Here is a 19,253-nt window from a genome sequence, read left to right on the forward strand (position 1 = left end):
CCAAAACAACAACACCCGCCGGGGGAGGAGGTCCGGCGGGTGTCGTTTTGGGGGTCGATCCTCGGGAGGAGGTGAAGATCGACCATATTCGTCATTGCCGGGGAGGAGGTCGGCTTTGACGAAATTCCTTCCGCCAATTGAAGGGGCGGATCCTTTCGGAGAACAACGCCCGCCGGGGGAGGAGGTCCGGCGGGCGCCGTTTCGGTGGTCAACCTTCGGGAGGAGGTAAAGGCTGACCGTATCCGTCAGGGTCGGGGAGGAGGTCGACCCTGGCGAGATTCCTTGTCAAACCGCCTTGCGGGCGATCATCTTGATCTCGTCGCGAACGATGCCGAGATCATTGAGCTGGCGGTTCGAAAGCCGACCCAGCTCAGAAACCGTCTCGCGATAAACGCGCCAGTTACGGTAGCTGCGGATCAGGTTCATTGTCTTGCTCTTCTCAAAAACTGGTTCGGACCATTCGCGGTCCGAAGCGGATTAGACCGCCTTGCGAGCGACGTAGTGAATGTCGCTGCGGCTGATGCCGAGGTCGGTCAGTTCACGGTTCGGCAGGCGGCTCAGCTCGGAAACGGTGTCCCGGTAGCGGCGCCAGTTGCGGTAGTTGCGGATCAGGTTCATGGTAGTGCTCGTTTCGTCTTTGGTTCGGATCATTCCGTTTGTGTACGAACGGAAAATAGGCAGGGTCATATCGGTTTAAAAGTGCCATTGGTGCATGGCAGCAATGCAAATTGTGCAATGCAACATTAACGGCGATTCACGCTTGCGTCATAAGGAAGACCGAATCGGAAAATGCCGTTGCGTCAACGATTTGCGGCGCGAGGTAGTAAAATGGCCAAGCTCGGGGGAACGGATGGCGGGCTATGCGACGAAGGTGAGGGCCGATATTGCCCGCTGGCGGCAGGCGGGCCTGATCGACGCGCCGACGGCGGACGCATTGACGCGTGACGTTGCCGCCAACGATCGCGCCTCGCTGAGCTTCGGCTCTATCCTGGCGATGATGGCGGCGTTACTGTTCGGTGCCGCGATCCTGATCTTCGTCGCCGCCAACTGGGAAGCCATTCCGCGCCTGGCGCGCGTGACGGCGCTGTTTGCTGTCATCCTCGGCGGTTATGTCGCTGGCGCCGTTCTGAAGACACGCGACCATGCGGCGATCGGTGAGGCGCTATGGATCATCGCCGCCGCGGCCTTTGGCGGGTCAATCGCGCTGATCGGTCAGATGTATCATCTGTCGGGCGACGAGGCTTCGGCATTGCTGACGTGGTGCGCCGGCACGGCGCTGGCGGCGGTCGCATTGCGCTCGAACCCGCTCACCGTCGCCTCCGTCGGCATCGCCGATGCCTGGCTGTTCCTTAAATGGGGAGGATTTTTCCGCCGGGCCGAGTTCCCGCATCTCTTCGCCGCTATCGTGCTGGTGCTGTTCGCCATTTCATTCTGGACACGCAGCCAGGCGGCGCGGCACGTCATCATCCTTTCGATCGTATTCTATCTCCTGCTGCTGGCGATCGACCACAACACGCTCCAGGTCGCGATTCCGCTCGTGCTCGTCTCGATGCTGCTGTTCGCGGCAGCGATTTTTGTCGCCGAACCCGTCGACAGCGTCGTGCAACTCGGCGGCAGGCTGCCCTTGCATGCGCTCATCGGCTTTCTTGCCGGCCTCGCAATGGTCCAGTTCGAACTGGCCGATGAGGCGAGCTACAACAGCGGCTTTGCCATTGCCTCGGCAGCCGCGCTTGCCGGCATCGTCGCGGCGATCATGCTCGGCGGCCGTGAAAGCAGAGGCTTGCGCTGGGTGGCGTATGCCGGCTTTGCCTTCGAGCTCGCCATTATCTATGTGGTGATGTTGCAGTCGATGCTCGACACGGCGGGCTTCTTCCTGTCCGCGGCCGTGCTGCTGGGAATACTGGCGCTGGTCATCATCCGCGTTGAAAAACGAATGAAGACGCCCGCCGGAGGAGCAGCGGCATGAGCGGCAAAAGACTGATCATCGCGGCGCTGGTGACGGCTCTTGTCCAAATCGGCTTGCTGGGCTGGATCATCGCCGGACGCGCGGCGATCCTGCGCAACGGCAAGGAGGTCCTGCTCAAGGTTGAGCCCGTTGACCCGCGCGATCTTCTGCGCGGCGATTATATCTCGCTTGGCTATGACATCTCGCGCATCCCGGTGAAGCTTATCGCCAACATTCCGCCGGGCAAGTTCACCAGCAATGACTCCGAGATCGTCGTCAGGTTGAAGAAGGCTGTGGACGGCTACTGGCAGCCGAGCGCGGCATGGTTCGATCAGGCGCCGGCGCCTGCCGCTTCCGATGAGGCCGACATTGTCGGGCATGTAGCGGATGGCTGGGATCTGCGCTCGCCCGAGATGACGATCACGCCGGAATACGGGATCGAGCGTTTCTACCTCCCGGAGGGCAAGGGGATGGCGATCCAGAACGACATGCGCGTGCGGGCGTTCGGCGTCAAGCTGGCGCTCTCCGCCAATGGCAAGGCGCAGATCAAGGCGCTCATGGACGGCGACAAGACGCTGTTCGAGGAGCCGCTTTATTAGTGTGTTCGGGCCTGGGCGTCAGCGCGACGGTCCGCGTTAACGACGGTCCTGGTTATGGCCGGACATCGCCCGTCTCGGCGATGATTTTGGGATAGGGACCGATCGATATCGTATAGCTGAAGTCCGCTACGCCTTTCTCCTGCTTGTGTGTCGAGGGGCTGCGCACAATCCAGTCGTAGATGCCTGAGACCTTGCAGCGATCGTTGGCGCAGCTGACCGCAAGGCTGTCATTGCGGACGTTGTATCCGCGTTCAGGCCATCGCTGGTAATAGCTCCTCTTGTCCTCAATGATCGAACTTAGGTTCGTCAACTTGCCATGATAGTCGACCGTGGGAGCGTAGGCCGCCTGAGCCTGAGCAAGAGCGAAATCGTTGTTATCGCCATGATGCTCGATGAGGTCCCTGACGAAGTTGACCGCAACGCTTTCCGGCTGTTGCCTGGCGTCGGGCGCAGGAGCGGACACGGACGCAGGATCCGGCGTCGTTGATACCTGCAATGCATCCGCTGGCGACTGGTTCGCTCCGGCATTGGTCACACGCAACTCTGCCATTTCGCTGGCCGACAGGTACCGTATGTCATGCTTGTCATAGCTCGAAGCCAATTCCATCAGCTTGGGATCCGCTCCCATCTCGACCACATAGGATATGATTGCGGCCGTGCCGAACTGGAAACGGGCCTCCGCGTCTTCATTTGACATCCCGTCAGCCGGTTTGAGGGACGGCCGATGAACGCCGATGGAACCTGGTTCGGCAATGCGGTGGACGCCGCCCAGGAAGGCCAGCGAGCAGGCTGAAGCGCACTGCAATTGGCGAAGCTGAAGAGTATCCAACCCCGCCGCACGGATCATTCGCCCCAAGCGAATAGCACTGCCGACGTTGCCGCCGGGAGAGTTGAATACGATCATCCTGGCCCTGCTGCTCGCAACCGCGTTGCTGAAGGCGTTCAGGGGTTCAGTGGCGCCAAACTCACCGGATACAAGAAGCATTGGCTGCTGGCCCGGAGAGGAAACCGAAGTGTACTCCAAGGCCTCAACGTGACATGTCGCTGCCGCGACAGCCGACCCAAGCGCCAGAACCAGAGAAACCACGCGCACAGCCTGACAGAGCCCCAACCTGCCTGTTGCTGCGACTAAGAACCTGTTGACGGGCTATTTCAAGGGAATTGGACCCGAAAAAGCGGATTGTCTGCTCGAGCCTTGCTTGCGCCGCCAGGAGTTGATGGCTGCGATCCTTCCTTGCCAAGGGTTCGGAGGACACGCTTCGCTCTGACGACCATAGGGTGGCCTACCACCCGAAGCTCGCCAGGGCGAAGGGTGGTGCGGATGAAGGGACTCGAACCCCCACGCCTTTCGGCACTGGAACCTAAATCCAGGGCGTCTACCAATTCCGCCACATCCGCGTTCCCCGGCAATCCCATGTAGCCATCATTCTGTCAATGTCGGGGTCCAAGTCACCGTCATTCTCGTAATCGCGAAGATGGTTGAAAATTAGCCTAGCCTGTGACAAAAGGCGTGTCGAATGTGACGGGACGCGACTATCCGCTTCTGCCGAATGTAAGAAGAAGTAGGAAAAACAAAGACTTCTTCACATTTTGGAAGCGCAGTTCAGGAGAGTTTGAGCCGCATTGGCGGTCAAATCACCAGGTTCCGTACCAAAGCCATTTCCGGCAAGAATATACCGGCAGGCTGTAAACGGCTAAGGACCGTTTGGCAGCCTCGTTGGTGAAGACAAAGGTTTTAGGATGCAGGTCACCGAAACGCTCAACTCCGGTCTCAAGCGCGAGATCAAGATCACCGTGCCGGCCGGTGACATGGAAGCCAAGCTGATGGCGCGGCTGAACGACGCCCGCGGCAAGGTGCGGATCAACGGTTTCCGCCCGGGCAAGGTGCCGGTGCAGCACCTGCGCAAGATGTACGGCAAGTCGTTCATGGCCGAGGTGGTCAACGAGATCCTCAACGACTCGACCCGCTCGATCATCTCGGGCCGCGGCGAAAAGGCCGCCATGCAGCCTGAAGTCATCATGACCGAGGACGAGAAGGAGGCGGAGAAGATCCTGGCCGGCGGCGCCGACTTCGAGTTCCGCCTCAATTACGAGGTCATCCCGGCCATCGAGGTCAAGGATTTCTCCGACATCAAGGTGACGCGTCAGGTTTACGACGTGCCGGAATCGGAGGTCGACGACCAGGTGAAGCGGGTCGCTGAATCGGCTCGCAGCTACGAGCCCAAGGAGGGCAAGGCCGCCGAAGGCGATCGCGTGAGCATCGATTATGTCGGCAAGATCGGCGGCGAGGCGTTCGCCGGCGGCGCCGGCACCGACCAGCCGCTGGTCCTGGGCTCGAAAGAGTTCATCCCGGGCTTCGAGGACCAACTGGTCGGCACCAAGGCGGGCGATGAGAAGCAGGTCACGGTGACCTTCCCGGAGAACTACCAGGCAGCGCATCTGGCCGGCAAGGAAGCCACCTTCGACGTCACAGTCAAGGAAGTGGCCAAGCCGGGCGCGCTCGAGATCAATGACGAGACGGCCAAGAACCTTGGCCTGGAATCGCTGGAGCGCCTGCGCGAGATCGTGCGCGGCCAGATCGAGAACCAGTTCGGTTCCATGACCCGCCAGAAGGTGAAGCGCCAGCTCCTCGACCAGCTCGATGCCGCCTATTCCTTCGAGGCGCCGTCGAAGCTCGTCGAGGCCGAGTTCAACAACATCTGGGCGCAGGTCAACCGCGACCTCGAAGCCTCCGGCCGTACCTTTGCCGACGAAGAAACGACGGAGGAAGAGGCGCGCGCCGAATATATGCGCCTGGCCGAACGTCGCGTGCGTCTCGGCTTGGTTCTTGCCGAGATCGGCGAGAAGGCCGGGGTCACCGTGTCGGACGATGAACTGCAGCGCGGCCTGTTCGAGCAGGTTCGCCGCTTCCCGGCCAACCAGCAGCAGGAAGCTTTCGAGTTCTACCGCAGCAACCCCGAGGCGATCAATTCGCTCCGCGCGCCGATGTTCGAGGAAAAGGTCGTCGACTATTTGCTGGGCCAGATTTCGGTCGAGGACGTGAAGGTCAGCAAGGAAGAGCTGATGGCGGACGACGAGGAGGCCGAGAGCGCCAGCAAGGCGAAGCCGGCGAAGAAGGCTTCCTCCAAGAAAGCCGAGGCCAAGGCCGGCGAAGCAGCCGGTGAGGCGGAAGAGCCCAAGAAGAAGGCCGCGCCGAAGAAGAAGGCCGCCAAGGACGCCGAGTAAACCCGGCGATAAGCTGATTTCGAAAGGCCGCCCACGAGGCGGCCTTTTTCGTTCATGTTCTCTGTTGTTGCTGCGGGGCAACACCACCCGCTTCAGATGAATGCACGCTGCTGGCGATACCGAACATTGATGATTATCTGCTCGATATCACATTGCGCAGGGTCGTTTGGAGGCGTCGGTGGGTGTGGCATTCACGATGAGGGGCGTGGTCGTTACCGCGGCGCTCTTGCTTGCCGCGGCCGGTGTGGCAGAGGCCGGACCCGATCTCGGCAACTGGCGCGTCGACGCCGGCAACGACGGCCAGGTCACTGCGTCGCTATACGCCACCAACAAGCTGATCACCGGCGGCGGCGCGCTGGGCTACAGTCCGGTGCTGACGCTGGCTTGTCGACCGGGCGGCGAACCGCGTTGGAGCGAATGGCTGCAACTCAACGATTCAGTCTCCGCCAGCCGCAAGATCACCATGTCGGTCATGGTCGATGGCGGCGGCAAGTTCGATGAAAGCTGGTCTGTCGGCCCACGCGGTAAAATGCTGGTCAGGGACGGAGCCGATGGCATCAAGCGGCTGGTTTCGGCGAGCCGGCTGTTGCTGTCATGGCGCTTCGGCCTGCTGTCGGGACGCGGCGAGGCCGATTTCGAACTCGCCGGACTGTCCGAGGCGATCGGACAGATGGCTGCAAGCTGCAATACCGATCCGCCGTGAGTCTCAGTACACGGCCTAAAGGGCGTCGCGAGGAGCCGGACTCAGGCGACGCGCTTTAGGTCCGTGTTTTGATGCATGTCGTTCTGCCAGAACCGCTGCGCAGCTTGGGCGACGTGCACCTTCGCACAAATTGCCGTTTCTACCCATTGGCGTGATACTGTGGTATGTAGATGCCGCAATTCCATTGGTGGGACCACGGATATTCCGCTGTACCGTGCAGGCCGCCCCAGCGCAGCTGGCGTGGTGCGGATCGTCCGGCGCAGATGACGATCGATCAGGGAGGAATGCCATGCGCGCAATCGCACTTTTCATCGCCTCGGCGGCCACGATCTTCATTGCAAGCCCTTCGCGGGCGCAGGATGCAGCCGCAGGCGAGAAGGTCTTCACCAAGTGCAAGGTCTGCCACATTGCAGACCAGGACCAGAACAAGGTCGGCCCGTCTCTGCACGGCGTCATCGGGCGCACGGCGGGCACGCATCCCGGTTTCACCTTTTCCCCTGCTATGATCGAGGCCGGAAAATCCGGCATCAAATGGGATGAGCCCACGCTGACGAAGTATCTTCAAGACCCCAGGGGCATGATCAAAGGGACGAAGATGGTGTTTCCCGGCCTCAAGAACGATCAGGACGTAGCCAACGTCATTGCTTACCTGAAACAGTTTTCGAAGTAAGCGGGCCCTTCCAGGCCCGTCGGTGGCGCCGGCTCGCTCCGACCGAGGGCGGCCGGCATGACGCTGCTGGAATGCCGCCGCCGGCCCTGTCATGCAGGCAGCGCAAAGAATCCCAACACCAACAGAATGGCTATGCCAAGGCCGAGTATGAGAAGCGTTCGCGTGTCCATGACGTTCGCCTTCGACCAGGCGCATGACCCGGAAATCGGGAAAGGATCACGGGCCAATCAAAGTGATCCAGCCTCCTTTGCGCGTACCGGAGGCACTGCGTTGTAGTTGTATAAGAATACCGCAAAAAAGCCTCTCGAACCAGCGTGGAGCTCTGGCCGGCCACCGCACCCTCGTTCCAATGAAAAGAGACAAATCGGGCGCAATGGAGTATGTTGGCTGCCGGTGCAGGTCGCGGTTTTGCGTGGCCAAACATGCAGAGCGGTAGCACCGCGAATCCGCGACCTTGCCGGACCCTGGTCTGGAGGAATGGTCATGGCAAGCTTTCACGTCATTGCAGGCGCTAGCGAAACGCTCGAGCATACCAGAGTGAGAAAGATCGGCCTTTCCGATCTTTTCGACGCGCTCAGGCGCGGTGTCGACGATTTCATGGTGAAACCCTCGCACATCGTGTTTCTGTGCATGATCTATCCGCTCGTCGGCGTGGTGCTTGCTACCTGGACATCGGGAGCGAACGCGCTGCCACTGCTGTTTCCGCTGGTGTCCGGTTTTGCGCTGATCGGCCCATTCGCGGCGATCGGTCTTTACGAGATCAGCCGCAGACGGGAAGCCGGGCTCGATGCATCCTGGCGCCATGCCTTCGAGGTCAGGAACTCCCCGGCGCTGCCGGCCATCGCCGCGGTCGGGATCATGCTGTTCGCGATCTTCATAGCGTGGCTTTTGACCGCCAAAATCTTCTACGAGCAGCTGTTCGGTCCCGCGCCCCCGGCATCGCTGTCCAGCTTCATCGCTGAGATATTCGCCACCGGGCGCGGTTGGACCCTGATCGTGCTGGGTCACGCCATCGGATTCGTCTTCGCCGTGGTCGTGTTGTGCACCACCGTGGTGGCTTTTCCGCTGCTGCTTGATCGCGATGTCGGCGCCTACGAAGCCATTCACACTTCGGTACGCGTAGTGCTGGCGAACCCCATCGTAATGGCCGTCTGGGGACTGATCGTCGCCGTTGGGCTGATCGTCGGTTCGCTGCCGGTGTTCGCGGGGCTGGCGGTTGTGCTGCCAGTCCTCGGCCATGCCACCTGGCACGTGTATCGTAAGGTCGTGGAAGCGCCGGCCGCCGCCCCAAGACCGGCGAACTAGCAAACCCTGTCGAGCACGGGCTGGAGTGCCGGTGCTCTCACAGGGCCGGGTGGCTGAAGCGTGCCCGACGCGCGCCTGTGGTCAGGTCGCGGAAATCCTTGCCGCTGACATGCACAAGGGTCTTGTGGTCGCCGCCCTCGAAGTAGATATCGGCGGCGTCGCCGAGGCTTTCGTCCAAAATGACCGGCACGTCATAGGCCGCGCCGATCGGCGGTACGGCGCCGATATCGCAATCGTCGAAGAGCGAGACCACCTCGTCCTCGGAAGCGAGCCCGAGGCGCTTGTCCATGACGTCCTGGAGCTTGGCGAGTTCGATCCTGTGGGTGCTTGGGACCACGGCCAGCGCATAGCCGAGCTCGTGGTGAACGACCACGGACTTGGCCATCATGCTGCCGGGCACGTGGGCGGCAATGGCGGCCTGCCTGCTGGTTGCAGTCCGATGATGCGCGACGGTGTCGTACGGGATTCCCTTGCCGTCTATGAAATTCCTCAGTCTGTTCGCTATCGTCATTTTCCGCGTCCTTTGCTTGAGTTCACGACGCATATCAAAACCAAACCGCCGGTTGTTTCGAGGCACCGGCCATTTCGGGCTGATTAGGCTGCGGTTTATCCGAACCGCGCGTCAGGGGCCGGGCCCGAAAAACGCGATGCGGGTCAGCAGCGTATAGTCGGCCTCGAAGACCATCATCGCCACGAAGACCAGCACCAATATCGGCGGCAGGATGATCGCATACATCATCGCCAACCGTTCCCAGGCCATGTGCATGAAGACGGCCACGATCAGTCCTGCCTTGAGCATCATGAAGATCAGGATCAGCGACCATCTGAGATAGCCGTGCAGGCCGAAATAGTCGACCATATAGGAGCAGGCGCTGAGTATGAACAGCCACACCCAGACCACCAGATAGAGCTTGATCGGGTGTTCCTGGTGCGTGTCCGATTTGCCGGCGGTCGCTGCATCGTGGGTGGAGTGCAGCGCCTGTTGTCCGAGACCGTTTGCGGTTGCTTCAGCCATTTCGTCCTCTCAGCAAAGCCTGCCTCTCACCAAAGATAGAAGAAGGCGAAGATGAACACCCAGACCAGGTCGACGAAGTGCCAGTAGAGTCCCATGATCTCGACATTCTCGTAGTGGCCCCGGCGACTGGTGAAAAACCCTGGACGCCCGATGTCGTAATCGCCGCGCCAGACTTTTCGCGCCACGATGATCAGGAAGATGACCCCGATCGTGACGTGCGTGCCGTGGAAGCCGGTGATCATGAAAAAGCATGAGCCGAATTGCGCGGCTCCCCAGGGATTGCCCCAGGGCCGCACTCCTTCGGTGATGAGCTTGGTCCATTCGAAGGCTTGCATGCCGACGAAGGTTGCGCCGAGCGCGGCGGTCAAAAGCATCAGGATCGCGGTTTTGCGGCGATCGCGGCGGTAGCCGAAATTGACCGCCATGGCCATGGTGCCGCTGCTGGAGATCAGCACGAAGGTCATGATGGCGATCAGGATCAGCGGGACCTCCGACCCGCCGATGTGCAGCGCGAAGACCTTGCTTGGGTTGGGCCACGGCACGCGCGTCGACATGCGGGCGGTCATGTAGGAGAGCAGGAAGCAGCCGAAAATGAAGGTGTCGCTGAGCAGGAAGATCCACATCATGGCCTTGCCCCAGGACACGTTCTTGAACGCGCGCTGATCCGAGGCCCAGTCGGCCGCAATCCCGCGCCAGCCCTGGGGGCGATCCAACTGGCTGCTATCCGTCAGTGTCGTCTCGGCCATCGCCAGTCTCCTAGGTCAGCAGCCGTTGGCAAATGCTCACGAATGTCGCCGCCCAGCCGGCCAGGACGGCGAAGATGCCGAGCCAGACGAAAAGCAGGAAATGCCAGTACATCGCGCAGAGCTCGATCCCGAGGCGAAGCCGCTGCGGCCGGGCGCCCGTCCAGGCGCCGATGCTCGTCCTGCCAAGGCCGACCAGCCCGCCCAGTATGTGCAGGCCGTGCATGGCGGTGATCAGATAGAAGAAGCTGTTGGCCGGATTGGAGTCCAGCAGGTAGCCGTCATCGGTCAGCTGCCGCCACGCGATCAGTTGGCCGATCAGGAAGGCGAGGGCGGTCAGCCCGGCCGTCGCAAGACCGAGCCTGACCATTTCCGTCTGGCCTCTGCGCGCCGCGATCACGGCGCATTGCAGCGCAACGCTGCTCAGCACCAGCACGCTGGTGTTCAGCCAGAGCAGGCGCGGCAGCGGCAGAGGCCGCCAGTCCGGCAGACCCATGCGCATGAAATAGGCGCTGGTGAACAGCGAAAACAGACAGCCGACGACCGCGAGGAAGACACCGAGGCCGATCTTGGCGGTGGGTAGGGCCGATCGCTCGAGGCCGACGAAATCCCCGGCCAAGCCTTGCTCGAGCCACGGCTTCGCGGTCAGCCGCTGGTGCGAAAGCCACCATCCGGCAAAGCCGGCGATCACCAGCAGGAAGACCAGGATGACGCTCATGCCGGCTCCCTCGATGGGATGAAGGAGCCCGGCACGTTCTGCGGGATGAAATCCTCCTTCGCGCCCGGCACGCTATAGTCATAGGCCCAACGATAGACGATCGGCAGCTCCTTGCCGAAATTGCCGTGCGCCGGCGGCGTCTGCGGCGTCTGCCACTCGAGCGTCGTTGCCCGCCACGGATTGCCGCCGGCGTCACGGCCGTGACGGATGCTCCAGATCAGGTTGAACAGGAAGACCATCTGGGCGAAGCCGACCAAGAAGGCCATGATGCTGATGAACGAATTCAGATGATGGGCCGACTCCGTCATGATCGTCATGTCTGTCAGTTCGGCGTAGCGGCGCGGTACACCAATCAGGCCGATATAGTGCATGGGGAAGAAGATCAGGTAGGCGCCGAGGAAGGTGACCCAGAAGTGAAACTGGCCGAGCGCCTCGTCCAGCATCCGTCCGGTGACCTTCGGATACCAGTGATAGATCGCGCCGAAGATCACCAGGATCGGGGCGACACCCATCACCATGTGGAAATGGGCAACGACGAACATCGTGTCCGACAGGGGAACGTCGACGACGACATTGCCGAGGAACAGCCCCGTCAACCCGCCATTGACGAAGGTGACGATGAAGGCGAGCGCGAAAAGCATTGGTATCGAGAGGTGGATGTCGCCGCGCCACAGGGTAAGCACCCAGTTATAGACCTTGATGGCGGTCGGAACGGCTATGATCAACGTCGTCGTGGCGAAGAAGAAGCCGAAATAGGGGTGCATGCCGCTGACATACATGTGGTGCGCCCAGACCACGAAGCTCAGCGCGCCGATGGCGATGATCGCCCAGACCATCATTCGGTAGCCGAAGATGTTCTTGCGCGCGTGCGTGCTGATGAGGTCGGACACGATGCCGAAGGCCGGCAGGGCCACGATGTAGACTTCCGGATGGCCGAAGAACCAGAACAGATGCTGAAACAGGATCGGGCTGCCGCCACTGTGCTGCAACTGTTGGCCCATCTCGACGATCGCCGGCATGAAGAAGGAGGTGCCGAGCGCGCGGTCGAGCAGCATCATCACACAAGCAACGAACAGCGCCGGGAAGGCGAGCAGAGCCATGACGGTGGCGGTGAAGATGCCCCATACGGTGAGCGGCAGGCGCATCAAGGTCATACCCCGCGTGCGGCCCTGCAGCACCGTCACAACATAGTTCAAGCCACCCATGGTGAAGCCGATGATGAACAGGATGAGCGAAGAGAGCATCAGGATGATGCCCCAGTCCTGGCCACCCGGCGTGCCGGTCATGATCGCCTGCGGCGGGTAGAGCGTCCAGCCGGCGCCGGTCGGTCCGCCGGGCGCAAAGAAGCTTGCGACGAGAACGAGCACCGCCAACAGGTAGACCCAGTAGCTCAGCATGTTGACATAGGGGAAGACCATGTCGCGGGCGCCGACCATCAGCGGGATGAGATAGTTGCCGAAGCCGCCGAGGAAGAGTGCGGTGAGCAGGTAGATCACCATGATCATGCCGTGCATGGTGATGAACTGGTAGTAGGCCTCCGGAGTAATGAAATCGAACGTGCCGGGGAAGCCGAGCTGCAGGCGCATCAGCCAGGACAGGAACAGCGCTACAAAGCCGATCGCCGTTGCCGTTGCCGAATACTGGATCGCTATGACCTTGGCGTCCTGCGAGAAGACGTATTTCGTCCACCAACTGTGCGGATGGTACAGTTCCATTTCCCCGACTTCGGCGGGGGGAACGGCATCTGCGGGTGTGACGTCGACCATGGGAGCACCTCCCTGTTCAGCGGGCCTCGACAGTTTCGACTTTTGCCCCGACGTCCAAAGCGGACGCCATTGTCTTTCCTGGCAGCGGGTTCGCCGAGCCCGTTTGCTGAGGCGCCGACAGTTGCGCAAAAGTCTGCTGCTGCCCGAGCCAGGTCAGGTAATCCTGCTCGGTGTCGACCATCACCATGCCATGCATCAGCGGATGTCCCTGGCCGCAGAGCTCGGCGCACAGGACCTGGAAGGTTCCGGTCCTTGTTGGAGTGAACCAGAAATAGGTGACCGATCCCGGGATCATGTCCATCTTGGCGCGGAATTCCGGGATGTAGAAATCATGCAGCACGTCGATCGAACGCAGCAGCATCTTGACCGGTTTGCCGACCGGCAAGTGCAGGTCCGCCGCCTCGACCACGACGTCGTCCTGGCCGTTGGGATCCTTTGGGGCGATGCCTAGCGGGTTCTCAGCGGCTACTTCACGGGTGTCCGAAGTGCCGAGCTTGCCGTCCTTGCCTGGCAGGCGATAGCTCCACTGCCATTGCTGAGCAACGACCTCGATTTCGGTCGCATCGCTCGGCACGTTGACGAAGCGGCTCCAGACGAACAGGCCGGGAACGAGCAAGGCGGTGACGCCGATCGCAGTGACGATCGTCAACCACCATTCGAGACGCTTGTTCTCCGGTTCGTATACCGCGCGATTGCCTTCGCGATGGCGAAAGCGGAACACGCAATACGCCATGAAGAGAACAACGGCGGCAAAAACGACGCCGGTGATCCAGAAGCTGATGATGATGGTGTGGTCGATATAGTCCCAGTTCGAGGCAATCGGCGTCCACCACCATGGGCTCAGGAAGTGGAACAACACCGAGCCCACGACGATCAAAACGAGTACAAGCGCGATGGCCATGTCCCGTCCTCCGGTATTTCATGGGAGCGCGAAGCATCCAACGCCAATACCAAGCCGCATCATGCTCGATTTCCGGTTGAAATTCCAGAGCCGACTAGCTGATGTGCAAAACGTTGCTGCGCGCCCGGACCTTTTGGGGCGGGGGGCCTTGGCGCAGCGGGCCCTTCGTCGAAGCATTGCCCTTACGGACAATGTGCAGAGGGATGAATGGCCGGCTAGATGCCGCTGGCGGGTAGATCAACTAGTTCATTTTAGGCGTGCGGACGGCTGCCCTGGCCTTTTGCCGGCGAGATTTGACCGCCTCCAGCAGTTCGCGTTCGCTGGTGTGAGCATTTCGAAAGATGGCCACAACCAATACCGCTAGAATTTCGGCGTCCGGGTCCAAAGGATCGAGCTGTTCATCTGCGCAGACTTGATTGAACACGCGTTCGCAAACGGCCAGATCGAGAGGGCTAAGGCAGGTGCGATTGAAACGCCGACGCAGCATTTGAGCGAACCTTTCAGCGCCCGCCGCCCGTGCTTTGCGGCGGGGCCTTGTCACCGAGGCTTGAAAAGATGTTGTCCCCAGCTTCTAGTAACGTTACTCCATGCTCGGCGATTGTGTTGTCAATAATCCCAAAATCTGTGCGCAGTCCCGAGATCTATATTGGCCGACCCGCATGAGCTGGTAATAGTCTTGCCGTTTGTTGTCGGGTATACGGAAGCCGCGTCGAAAGTCAGCCGCCTCTTTCGGGGCGCGAGTGCAGCCAAGTTTGCTGGCGCTGACTTTCAAACTCGCCAGTGAGCATCCGAGCTTTGCCGCAATGTCTTTCAATGGCTCGTTGTTGACATATCCATCAAGAATTATCTTGCGGCGAGCTTCTCCTTTGACTTTTTCATTCATTACCTGGTCTCCTCAACGTCGCTTTCACGATGTCGGAATCTATAGGCGCCGGTCTGAAGTGTGTCGTTAGCCTTGTATCCAGAAACTTATCTCGGGATGCATTTCTTATTGTAACCCAGCGTGATCGACGATGCGGTCCACAGGCTTGCCAGATCCCGGGATACACCACATGATTGCGGGGGCATGGGCATACCGGAATCGGATATGGCACCACGCGCGATGGACGCTAAGGAGCAAGACGAGGCGCATACCGGGCCTGTACCGGAGCGCGAGCGACGGCGTTGGCCTCGCGACGTTCAACCCGACAATGAGGCGGCTCGGCCAATCGCGCCGGCACTGGAACCGCTGTCCTTTTCAACGCTCGAACTGGCAGCAGAGGATCAATTCCCCGCTTGGCAAGCGCATGTGGCACCGCTTGTCGAGGTCAGGCTGCCGGATGACAAATCGCTGGACGACGGCTTCCCCGCAGCGCACAAGGCTTGGAATCTCGGCGGCATGCTGATCGTCGAACAGCGGACGCCGGCGCACAGTTATATCCGTTCCGCCGCAAAGCTTCGGTCCAGCTCGATCGATCATTGGTATGTCGTCTTGCCACATACCGGCCGGTCGTGGACGGAGGTCAATCGCCGTGTCGCGGAGGGCCAGCCGGGCAAACTTGAGATCAGGTCGCTAGGCTACCCGTTTCGCGGGAGGATGACCGAATCCGAAAGTCTCGTTCTATATTTGCCGCGTGATTTGTTCGCCGACGCGGCGGCAACCCTCGACGCAAACAACAACTCAATTCTTTCCGGCAATTTTGCAAACCTTTTGATCGACTATGTCGACGGCATCGTATCAAGGCTGCGCAGTCTCACCGCTGACGACCTGCCTCGCATCGTACACGCAACCCGCAGCATGATCATTGCGTGCCTAGCGCCGCCGGCCGAACATGCGGCTGCGGCCGAACAACTGGCGAGTGTCGCGCTGATGGAGCGGGCCCGTCGATACGTCCAAAACAACCTGGAAGCGGCTCATCTGACGCCGGATTCCATGTGCCGGGCGCTCGGTGTTTCGCGATCTCGTCTCTACCAGCTGTTCGAACCGAGCGGTGGGGTGCTTCATTACATTCAAAGTCGCCGACTTCTAGCGGCCCATGTTGCGCTCAGCGATCCGGCGGACAGCCGGCGCATCGTTCAAATTGCGGAGGCCTTCGGGTTCAGTTCAGCGGCAACTTTCAGCCGGGCGTTCAGCAAGGAGTTCGGTTACAGCCCCCGCGAAGGGCGCAGGACGACGGTGTTGCCGCGCCCCGCCCACTCTGTTTCGCTTGGCGAGCACGAGAAGACCTCCTCGTTTGAAGGATGGCTCAAGGCGCTTGGAAACTGATCATAGCATCCGCGGCGGACGTTTCATCGGTATGCCCGGAGTGATACTGGATCCGGCGACAATCCTTGCCGGGCAAGCGATCCTTGGCTGGCGGTACCCCATTGGCAAAATCCCTGGCGAGAGATGCCGTGCCGATCGAGATATGTACGCCCGGATAAGTATCTGGATGCGCAGCTAACGACAGCGCGGCCCTATTCGTAGATGTTCGCTGTGACTTAGCGGGGGCTCGGCACAGGCGGCAGGTTTCCAAGTTGGGGGGAATATCGCACCGCCTGTGCCGACCGCGCCGCCGCAAACCGTCAAAGGCGTAAGTGAGTCAGCGTGCCAAGGCCGGGGCGGCCGGCTGGTGTTCATTCCGCCGCAGAATGGCTTAGTGGGGGCTCGATGGCTTAGTGGGGGCTCGGCACAGGCGGCACAAGTTGGGGGACATCGGATCGCCTGTGCCGCTCGCGCTGCCGCTATCCGTCGAAGGTGTGGCGTAGTTGAGTAGCGTGCCAATGGCCGGGGGCGGCTGGCCGGTGTTCATTGCGTCGCGGAATGGCTTAGTGGGGGCAAGGCACAGGCGGCAGGAGTCCAAATGGATACCGGATCGCCTGTGCCGCTCGCGCCACCGCTATCCTGCAAAGATGGTGGCGTAGTTGAGTCAGCGTGACAAGGTCGACGACGAACGGCTGGAGTTCATTCCGCCGCAGATACCAACTCTTGTCGAGCGGCCGCCCGAAGATGAAGGGTGGGTCCACGAGGCCAAATTCGACGGCTACCGCACGCAAATCATCATTGATAAGAACGGCGCGCGTCTTTACAACAAGAACGGACGCGACTGGACGACTAAATACTGGCCCATCGCGCTAGCTGTCGACCTGCCATGCCGGGCTGCCATTCTCGACGGCGAGGTGATTGTCTCAGGCGGGCGTGGCTCGCCCGGTTCTCCTGAGCTGGAAGCCGCGATCTGGAACGAGCCGAGCCGGCTGGTGTTCGTCGCTTTCGACATCCTCCATCTCGACGGTCGCAATCTTATCCCCTTACCCCTGCTGCAACGCAAGCAAGCGCTGTGGCGACTGGTTGAGCCTGGCCTCGGCAAGATCCAATACAGCGAGCATTTTGAGGGCGACGCGCTCGCGATCTTTCGCGCCACCGAGAAAACCGAGCTCGACGGCGTCATCTCGAAACGCGCCGATAGCCCCTACCAGAGCGGACCGTCGAAAACGTGGCTGAAAACCAGATTTTTGAGAAAGCCGATCTCGAAACACTAGGTCTGTGATCGAGCCCAGGCCGCGAATTCCGCTCTGTCCTGTGGATCGCAATATTTCGAATCACGCCTGGCGCGACGCCGATTATCTGCCGATTCGCAATTTATTAACAATGAATGAACGTCCATCGTGGAATAACCTGCCCGCCAATCACAGCGGAGGATCCATTGCAATTACAGCGCATGCACCGCTTGTTGAAATAGCGAGCTGAAAGTTTGCCAAGCTTGTTACTTATGCTATTTCTAAACTGGGGGACGCTAATTTTCACCGCCTACGGAGGTGGCTTTTGCGTTCAGAGGCATCAGGCGTCGGCACGCAGAATGAGGAGTCTTCCTCAAGCGATGGTTCACGTGCCGGCGAAGCGCTTCTCGCTAACCTGTTGGCGAATACTACCGAACTTCTATCGTTCTATGATAGCGACTTCCGCCTAACTCACTACGCCGCCAGGCTTAAACGCCTGTACGGAGGTGCGGTGGTGCCAGGCGCAGCCATTTGGGAGATCTATCCTGGCTTCCTCGATACGAGGTGCCGCGACGAATTTCTTCGGGTGTTCCAGGGCGGCTCTGCGGCAAGCATTGACCTGCCGCGATCATCGGGCGAAGCGCCCCGCTCCGTTTTCGTCTTCGGCACTGCAGATGGTGTGGGAATCATCGAATCCCGGGAGCAGGGGGAGCGCAGCGCGGCGCAGGAGCAGGAGCATATGATTCTGCTCCATCAGGCGACGCACGACGTGCTGACCGGACTGCAGAATCGGCGGCGATTCGGCGAGCGGCTGCAGCAAGCGCTGGCGGCCATCGGCGGATCTCAGCCGAAAGCCGCCCTGCTGCAAATCGATCTTGACGATTTCAAAGCGGTCAACGACACGCTCGGCCATGGGGCAGGCGACACGCTTCTGCAACTCGCGGCAGGTCGAATCCGCGACGCGCTGCAGGACGGCGAATCTGCGTACCGGTATGCCGGCGACGAGTTCGCCGTCATCCAATTGGGCAAGGAGCAGCCCGCGGAAGCCGAGCGCCTCGCCACATCGCTGGTCAACTCGTTCAAGGACCCTTTCGTCATCAACGGCATTCCCGTCTTCGTCGGTTCAAGTATCGGAATCGCTTTCGGGCCGGAGCACGGGACCGATGGCGAGCAGCTGATGAAAGCCGCAGATATTGCTCTTTACGCAGCCAAGACGGATGGTCGCGGCTGTGCTCGAACGTTCAATCGCTCGATGCTGTTGTTGCTCGAGCAACGCGAAAATCTGAGGCGCAGCCTTCGAACCGCGCTGGAGCGGGGCGAGCTTTACCTGGACTATCAGCCGCTCATCAGGCCTCCTTCGTCGGTGATTGGTTTCGAAGCGCTGCTGCGGTGGCGGCACCCCGAGATCGGAATCATTCCGCCCGGCGTGTTCATTCCGATCGCCGAAGCCGACGGTCTGATGGACGAAATTGGACGATGGGTGCTCGAGCAAGCCTGTCGCCAGGCATTGGCGTGGCCTTCCGCGCTGACAGTCGCAGTCAACCTGTCGCCGGCTCAGTTCCTAAGCGGTTCGCTGACGGACACGGTCGCTCAGATCATCGACGCAGTTGGAATCCGGGCTGAAAGGCTTGAACTCGAGATAACCGAAACGGTTCTTCTTGAGAAGACTATCGACAATATAGATACATTGAATACGTTGAACGTCCTGGGAATACGAATCTCGCTCGACGATTTTGGAACATACTATTCGTCCTTGAGCTACCTTAAGAATTTTCCGTTTGATACCTTGAAGATAGATCAATACTTCATCGCGGACCTGGAGACGGATCTGAAGAGTCAAACGATTGTGCGATCGATCATAAGTCTGGCGCACGGCCTGGGAATAAGCGTCACCGCCGAGGGGGTCGAGACGTCGGCGCAGGCACGGTGGCTGATCAAGGAAAATTGCGATTACCTGCAAGGCAATTTCATGGGACGGCCGCTCGGATCCGAGGCAACCGGCGATTTAATCAGGCGGTCGCCGGCGAAGGGGCTGGAAGCGATGGAGGAATCAAATCGGGCGCGCTAGCCACTTGCACCGTTTGTAAATCGGAGGGCTGTAAAAACGATCGAGCTAGATGCCGCGCAATGCGGGACTGGCTCATCACGAGGCGGTCAAATTTCTGTCCCGGAGTTCATCGCGTCACCTGGGCTCAAATACGGATGGA

Annotated in this window: 20 protein-coding genes and 1 tRNA gene; 9 read left to right on the forward strand and 12 right to left on the reverse strand. The window is 60.4% G+C overall.

All coding sequences use genetic code 11. The annotated features are described in order from the left end of the window. Positions 1 to 285: 285 nt before the first annotated feature. Both P9217_RS19630 and P9217_RS19635 read right to left on the reverse strand, forming a co-directional pair. Positions 286 to 426 (reverse strand): DUF1127 domain-containing protein, encoded by a 141-nt coding sequence (locus P9217_RS19630; RefSeq protein WP_067000031.1) that lies wholly within the window; start codon positions 424 to 426, stop codon positions 286 to 288. Positions 427 to 477: 51 nt separating this feature from the next. Next, a complete protein-coding gene (locus tag P9217_RS19635) occupies positions 478 to 618 on the reverse strand; it encodes a DUF1127 domain-containing protein (protein WP_278087647.1) in 141 nt (46 codons plus the stop codon). Positions 619 to 850: 232 nt separating this feature from the next. Here P9217_RS19635 and P9217_RS19640 point away from each other — a divergent pair, with 232 nt between their 5' ends. Continuing rightward, on the forward strand, positions 851 to 1,966 hold the full coding sequence (locus P9217_RS19640) for a DUF2157 domain-containing protein (protein ID WP_278087646.1): 1,116 nt from the start codon (positions 851 to 853) through the stop codon (positions 1,964 to 1,966). Continuing rightward, a complete protein-coding gene (locus P9217_RS19645; protein ID WP_278087645.1) occupies positions 1,963 to 2,544 on the forward strand; it encodes a GDYXXLXY domain-containing protein in 582 nt (193 codons plus the stop codon). Before P9217_RS19640 ends, P9217_RS19645 begins: the two co-directional genes overlap by 4 nt. Before the next feature lie 52 nt (positions 2,545 to 2,596). On the opposite strand, the gene P9217_RS19650 is transcribed toward P9217_RS19645, so the two are convergent. Both P9217_RS19650 and P9217_RS19655 read right to left on the reverse strand, forming a co-directional pair. Beyond that, positions 2,597 to 3,448, reverse strand: a complete 852-nt coding sequence (locus P9217_RS19650; protein WP_278087644.1) for a hypothetical protein — start codon at positions 3,446 to 3,448, stop codon at positions 2,597 to 2,599. A 409-nt stretch (positions 3,449 to 3,857) separates the two neighbouring features. Then, positions 3,858 to 3,942 (reverse strand) — tRNA-Leu (locus P9217_RS19655). A gap of 342 nt (positions 3,943 to 4,284) precedes the next feature. Between P9217_RS19655 and tig the strand changes: the two genes are divergently transcribed. The 4 genes from tig to P9217_RS19675 all read left to right on the forward strand — a co-directional run bounded on the left by tig (position 4,285) and on the right by P9217_RS19675 (position 8,447). After that, on the forward strand, positions 4,285 to 5,769 hold the full coding sequence (tig, locus tag P9217_RS19660) for a trigger factor (RefSeq protein ID WP_278087643.1): 1,485 nt from the start codon (positions 4,285 to 4,287) through the stop codon (positions 5,767 to 5,769). 196 nt (positions 5,770 to 5,965) lie between these two features. Further along, positions 5,966 to 6,472, forward strand: coding sequence for a hypothetical protein (locus tag P9217_RS19665; protein WP_067000878.1), 507 nt, complete (start codon positions 5,966 to 5,968; stop codon positions 6,470 to 6,472). A gap of 289 nt (positions 6,473 to 6,761) precedes the next feature. Then, positions 6,762 to 7,142, forward strand: coding sequence for a cytochrome c family protein (locus tag P9217_RS19670; protein WP_067000047.1), 381 nt, complete (start codon positions 6,762 to 6,764; stop codon positions 7,140 to 7,142). Between the two features lie 483 nt (positions 7,143 to 7,625). Then, positions 7,626 to 8,447 (forward strand): DUF2189 domain-containing protein, encoded by an 822-nt coding sequence (locus P9217_RS19675; RefSeq protein ID WP_067325381.1) that lies wholly within the window; start codon positions 7,626 to 7,628, stop codon positions 8,445 to 8,447. Positions 8,448 to 8,484: 37 nt separating this feature from the next. Here P9217_RS19675 and P9217_RS19680 read toward each other — a convergent pair whose 3' ends face one another. The 8 genes from P9217_RS19680 to P9217_RS19715 form a co-directional block, all read right to left on the reverse strand. Then, the gene (locus tag P9217_RS19680) at positions 8,485 to 8,958 is read right to left on the reverse strand and encodes an aminoacyl-tRNA deacylase (protein ID WP_067325364.1); all 474 of its coding nucleotides are present in this window, start codon (positions 8,956 to 8,958) and stop codon (positions 8,485 to 8,487) included. A 111-nt stretch (positions 8,959 to 9,069) separates the two neighbouring features. After that, entirely contained in the window at positions 9,070 to 9,462 is a 393-nt protein-coding gene (locus P9217_RS19685) for a cytochrome C oxidase subunit IV family protein (protein WP_082980618.1), read from the reverse strand. Between the two features lie 26 nt (positions 9,463 to 9,488). Further along, entirely contained in the window at positions 9,489 to 10,208 is a 720-nt protein-coding gene (locus P9217_RS19690; RefSeq protein WP_067000053.1) for a heme-copper oxidase subunit III family protein, read from the reverse strand. Positions 10,209 to 10,218: 10 nt separating this feature from the next. Then, complete coding sequence (locus tag P9217_RS19695) at positions 10,219 to 10,923, reverse strand: cytochrome c oxidase subunit 3 (RefSeq protein ID WP_278087642.1); 705 nt, start codon at positions 10,921 to 10,923, stop codon at positions 10,219 to 10,221. Then, complete coding sequence (locus P9217_RS19700; protein WP_095779206.1) at positions 10,920 to 12,689, reverse strand: cbb3-type cytochrome c oxidase subunit I; 1,770 nt, start codon at positions 12,687 to 12,689, stop codon at positions 10,920 to 10,922. The genes P9217_RS19695 and P9217_RS19700 overlap by 4 nt, the downstream gene beginning before the upstream one ends. Positions 12,690 to 12,705: 16 nt before the next feature. Next, positions 12,706 to 13,590, reverse strand: a complete 885-nt coding sequence (locus tag P9217_RS19705; RefSeq protein ID WP_067000063.1) for a cytochrome c oxidase subunit II — start codon at positions 13,588 to 13,590, stop codon at positions 12,706 to 12,708. A 241-nt stretch (positions 13,591 to 13,831) separates the two neighbouring features. Next, on the reverse strand, positions 13,832 to 14,077 hold the full coding sequence (locus P9217_RS19710; RefSeq protein WP_067000066.1) for a hypothetical protein: 246 nt from the start codon (positions 14,075 to 14,077) through the stop codon (positions 13,832 to 13,834). A gap of 93 nt (positions 14,078 to 14,170) precedes the next feature. Then, positions 14,171 to 14,473, reverse strand: coding sequence for a hypothetical protein (locus P9217_RS19715; RefSeq protein ID WP_127214219.1), 303 nt, complete (start codon positions 14,471 to 14,473; stop codon positions 14,171 to 14,173). Positions 14,474 to 14,677: 204 nt separating this feature from the next. On the opposite strand from P9217_RS19715, the gene P9217_RS19720 reads away from it, so the two are divergent. The 3 genes from P9217_RS19720 (at position 14,678) to P9217_RS19730 (ending at position 19,114) form a co-directional block, all read left to right on the forward strand. Continuing rightward, positions 14,678 to 15,835 (forward strand): AraC family transcriptional regulator, encoded by a 1,158-nt coding sequence (locus P9217_RS19720; RefSeq protein ID WP_278087641.1) that lies wholly within the window; start codon positions 14,678 to 14,680, stop codon positions 15,833 to 15,835. Between the two features lie 638 nt (positions 15,836 to 16,473). Beyond that, positions 16,474 to 17,088 carry a DNA ligase gene (locus P9217_RS19725; RefSeq protein ID WP_095825597.1) on the forward strand — a complete coding sequence of 205 codons (615 nt, stop codon included), beginning with the start codon at positions 16,474 to 16,476 and terminating at the stop codon, positions 17,086 to 17,088. A 376-nt stretch (positions 17,089 to 17,464) separates the two neighbouring features. Beyond that, positions 17,465 to 19,114: an EAL domain-containing protein gene (locus tag P9217_RS19730; protein WP_278087867.1), complete on the forward strand. Its 1,650-nt coding sequence runs from the start codon at positions 17,465 to 17,467 to the stop codon at positions 19,112 to 19,114. Positions 19,115 to 19,253: the final 139 nt, after the last annotated feature.

The organism is Mesorhizobium sp. WSM4989 (assembly GCF_029625795.1).
Classification (GTDB): domain Bacteria; phylum Pseudomonadota; class Alphaproteobacteria; order Rhizobiales; family Rhizobiaceae; genus Mesorhizobium.

What these genes read in the sequence shown, in the direction of transcription:
- P9217_RS19630 (WP_067000031.1), bottom strand. Translation starts at nt 426, where the DNA reads ATGAACCTGATCCGCAGCTACCGTAACTGGCGCGTTTATCGCGAGACG.
- P9217_RS19695 (WP_278087642.1), bottom strand. Translation starts at nt 10,923, where the DNA reads ATGAGCGTCATCCTGGTCTTCCTGCTGGTGATCGCCGGCTTTGCCGGA.
- P9217_RS19640 (WP_278087646.1), top strand. Translation starts at nt 851, where the DNA reads ATGGCGGGCTATGCGACGAAGGTGAGGGCCGATATTGCCCGCTGGCGG.
- tig (WP_278087643.1), top strand. Translation starts at nt 4,285, where the DNA reads ATGCAGGTCACCGAAACGCTCAACTCCGGTCTCAAGCGCGAGATCAAG.
- P9217_RS19650 (WP_278087644.1), bottom strand. Translation starts at nt 3,448, where the DNA reads ATGATCGTATTCAACTCTCCCGGCGGCAACGTCGGCAGTGCTATTCGC.
- P9217_RS19645 (WP_278087645.1), top strand. Translation starts at nt 1,963, where the DNA reads ATGAGCGGCAAAAGACTGATCATCGCGGCGCTGGTGACGGCTCTTGTC.
- P9217_RS19675 (WP_067325381.1), top strand. Translation starts at nt 7,626, where the DNA reads ATGGCAAGCTTTCACGTCATTGCAGGCGCTAGCGAAACGCTCGAGCAT.
- P9217_RS19705 (WP_067000063.1), bottom strand. Translation starts at nt 13,590, where the DNA reads ATGGCCATCGCGCTTGTACTCGTTTTGATCGTCGTGGGCTCGGTGTTG.
- P9217_RS19680 (WP_067325364.1), bottom strand. Translation starts at nt 8,958, where the DNA reads ATGACGATAGCGAACAGACTGAGGAATTTCATAGACGGCAAGGGAATC.
- P9217_RS19715 (WP_127214219.1), bottom strand. Translation starts at nt 14,473, where the DNA reads ATGAATGAAAAAGTCAAAGGAGAAGCTCGCCGCAAGATAATTCTTGAT.
- P9217_RS19665 (WP_067000878.1), top strand. Translation starts at nt 5,966, where the DNA reads ATGAGGGGCGTGGTCGTTACCGCGGCGCTCTTGCTTGCCGCGGCCGGT.
- P9217_RS19720 (WP_278087641.1), top strand. Translation starts at nt 14,678, where the DNA reads ATGGCACCACGCGCGATGGACGCTAAGGAGCAAGACGAGGCGCATACC.
- P9217_RS19670 (WP_067000047.1), top strand. Translation starts at nt 6,762, where the DNA reads ATGCGCGCAATCGCACTTTTCATCGCCTCGGCGGCCACGATCTTCATT.
- P9217_RS19710 (WP_067000066.1), bottom strand. Translation starts at nt 14,077, where the DNA reads ATGCTGCGTCGGCGTTTCAATCGCACCTGCCTTAGCCCTCTCGATCTG.
- P9217_RS19690 (WP_067000053.1), bottom strand. Translation starts at nt 10,208, where the DNA reads ATGGCCGAGACGACACTGACGGATAGCAGCCAGTTGGATCGCCCCCAG.
- P9217_RS19635 (WP_278087647.1), bottom strand. Translation starts at nt 618, where the DNA reads ATGAACCTGATCCGCAACTACCGCAACTGGCGCCGCTACCGGGACACC.
- P9217_RS19685 (WP_082980618.1), bottom strand. Translation starts at nt 9,462, where the DNA reads ATGGCTGAAGCAACCGCAAACGGTCTCGGACAACAGGCGCTGCACTCC.
- P9217_RS19700 (WP_095779206.1), bottom strand. Translation starts at nt 12,689, where the DNA reads ATGGTCGACGTCACACCCGCAGATGCCGTTCCCCCCGCCGAAGTCGGG.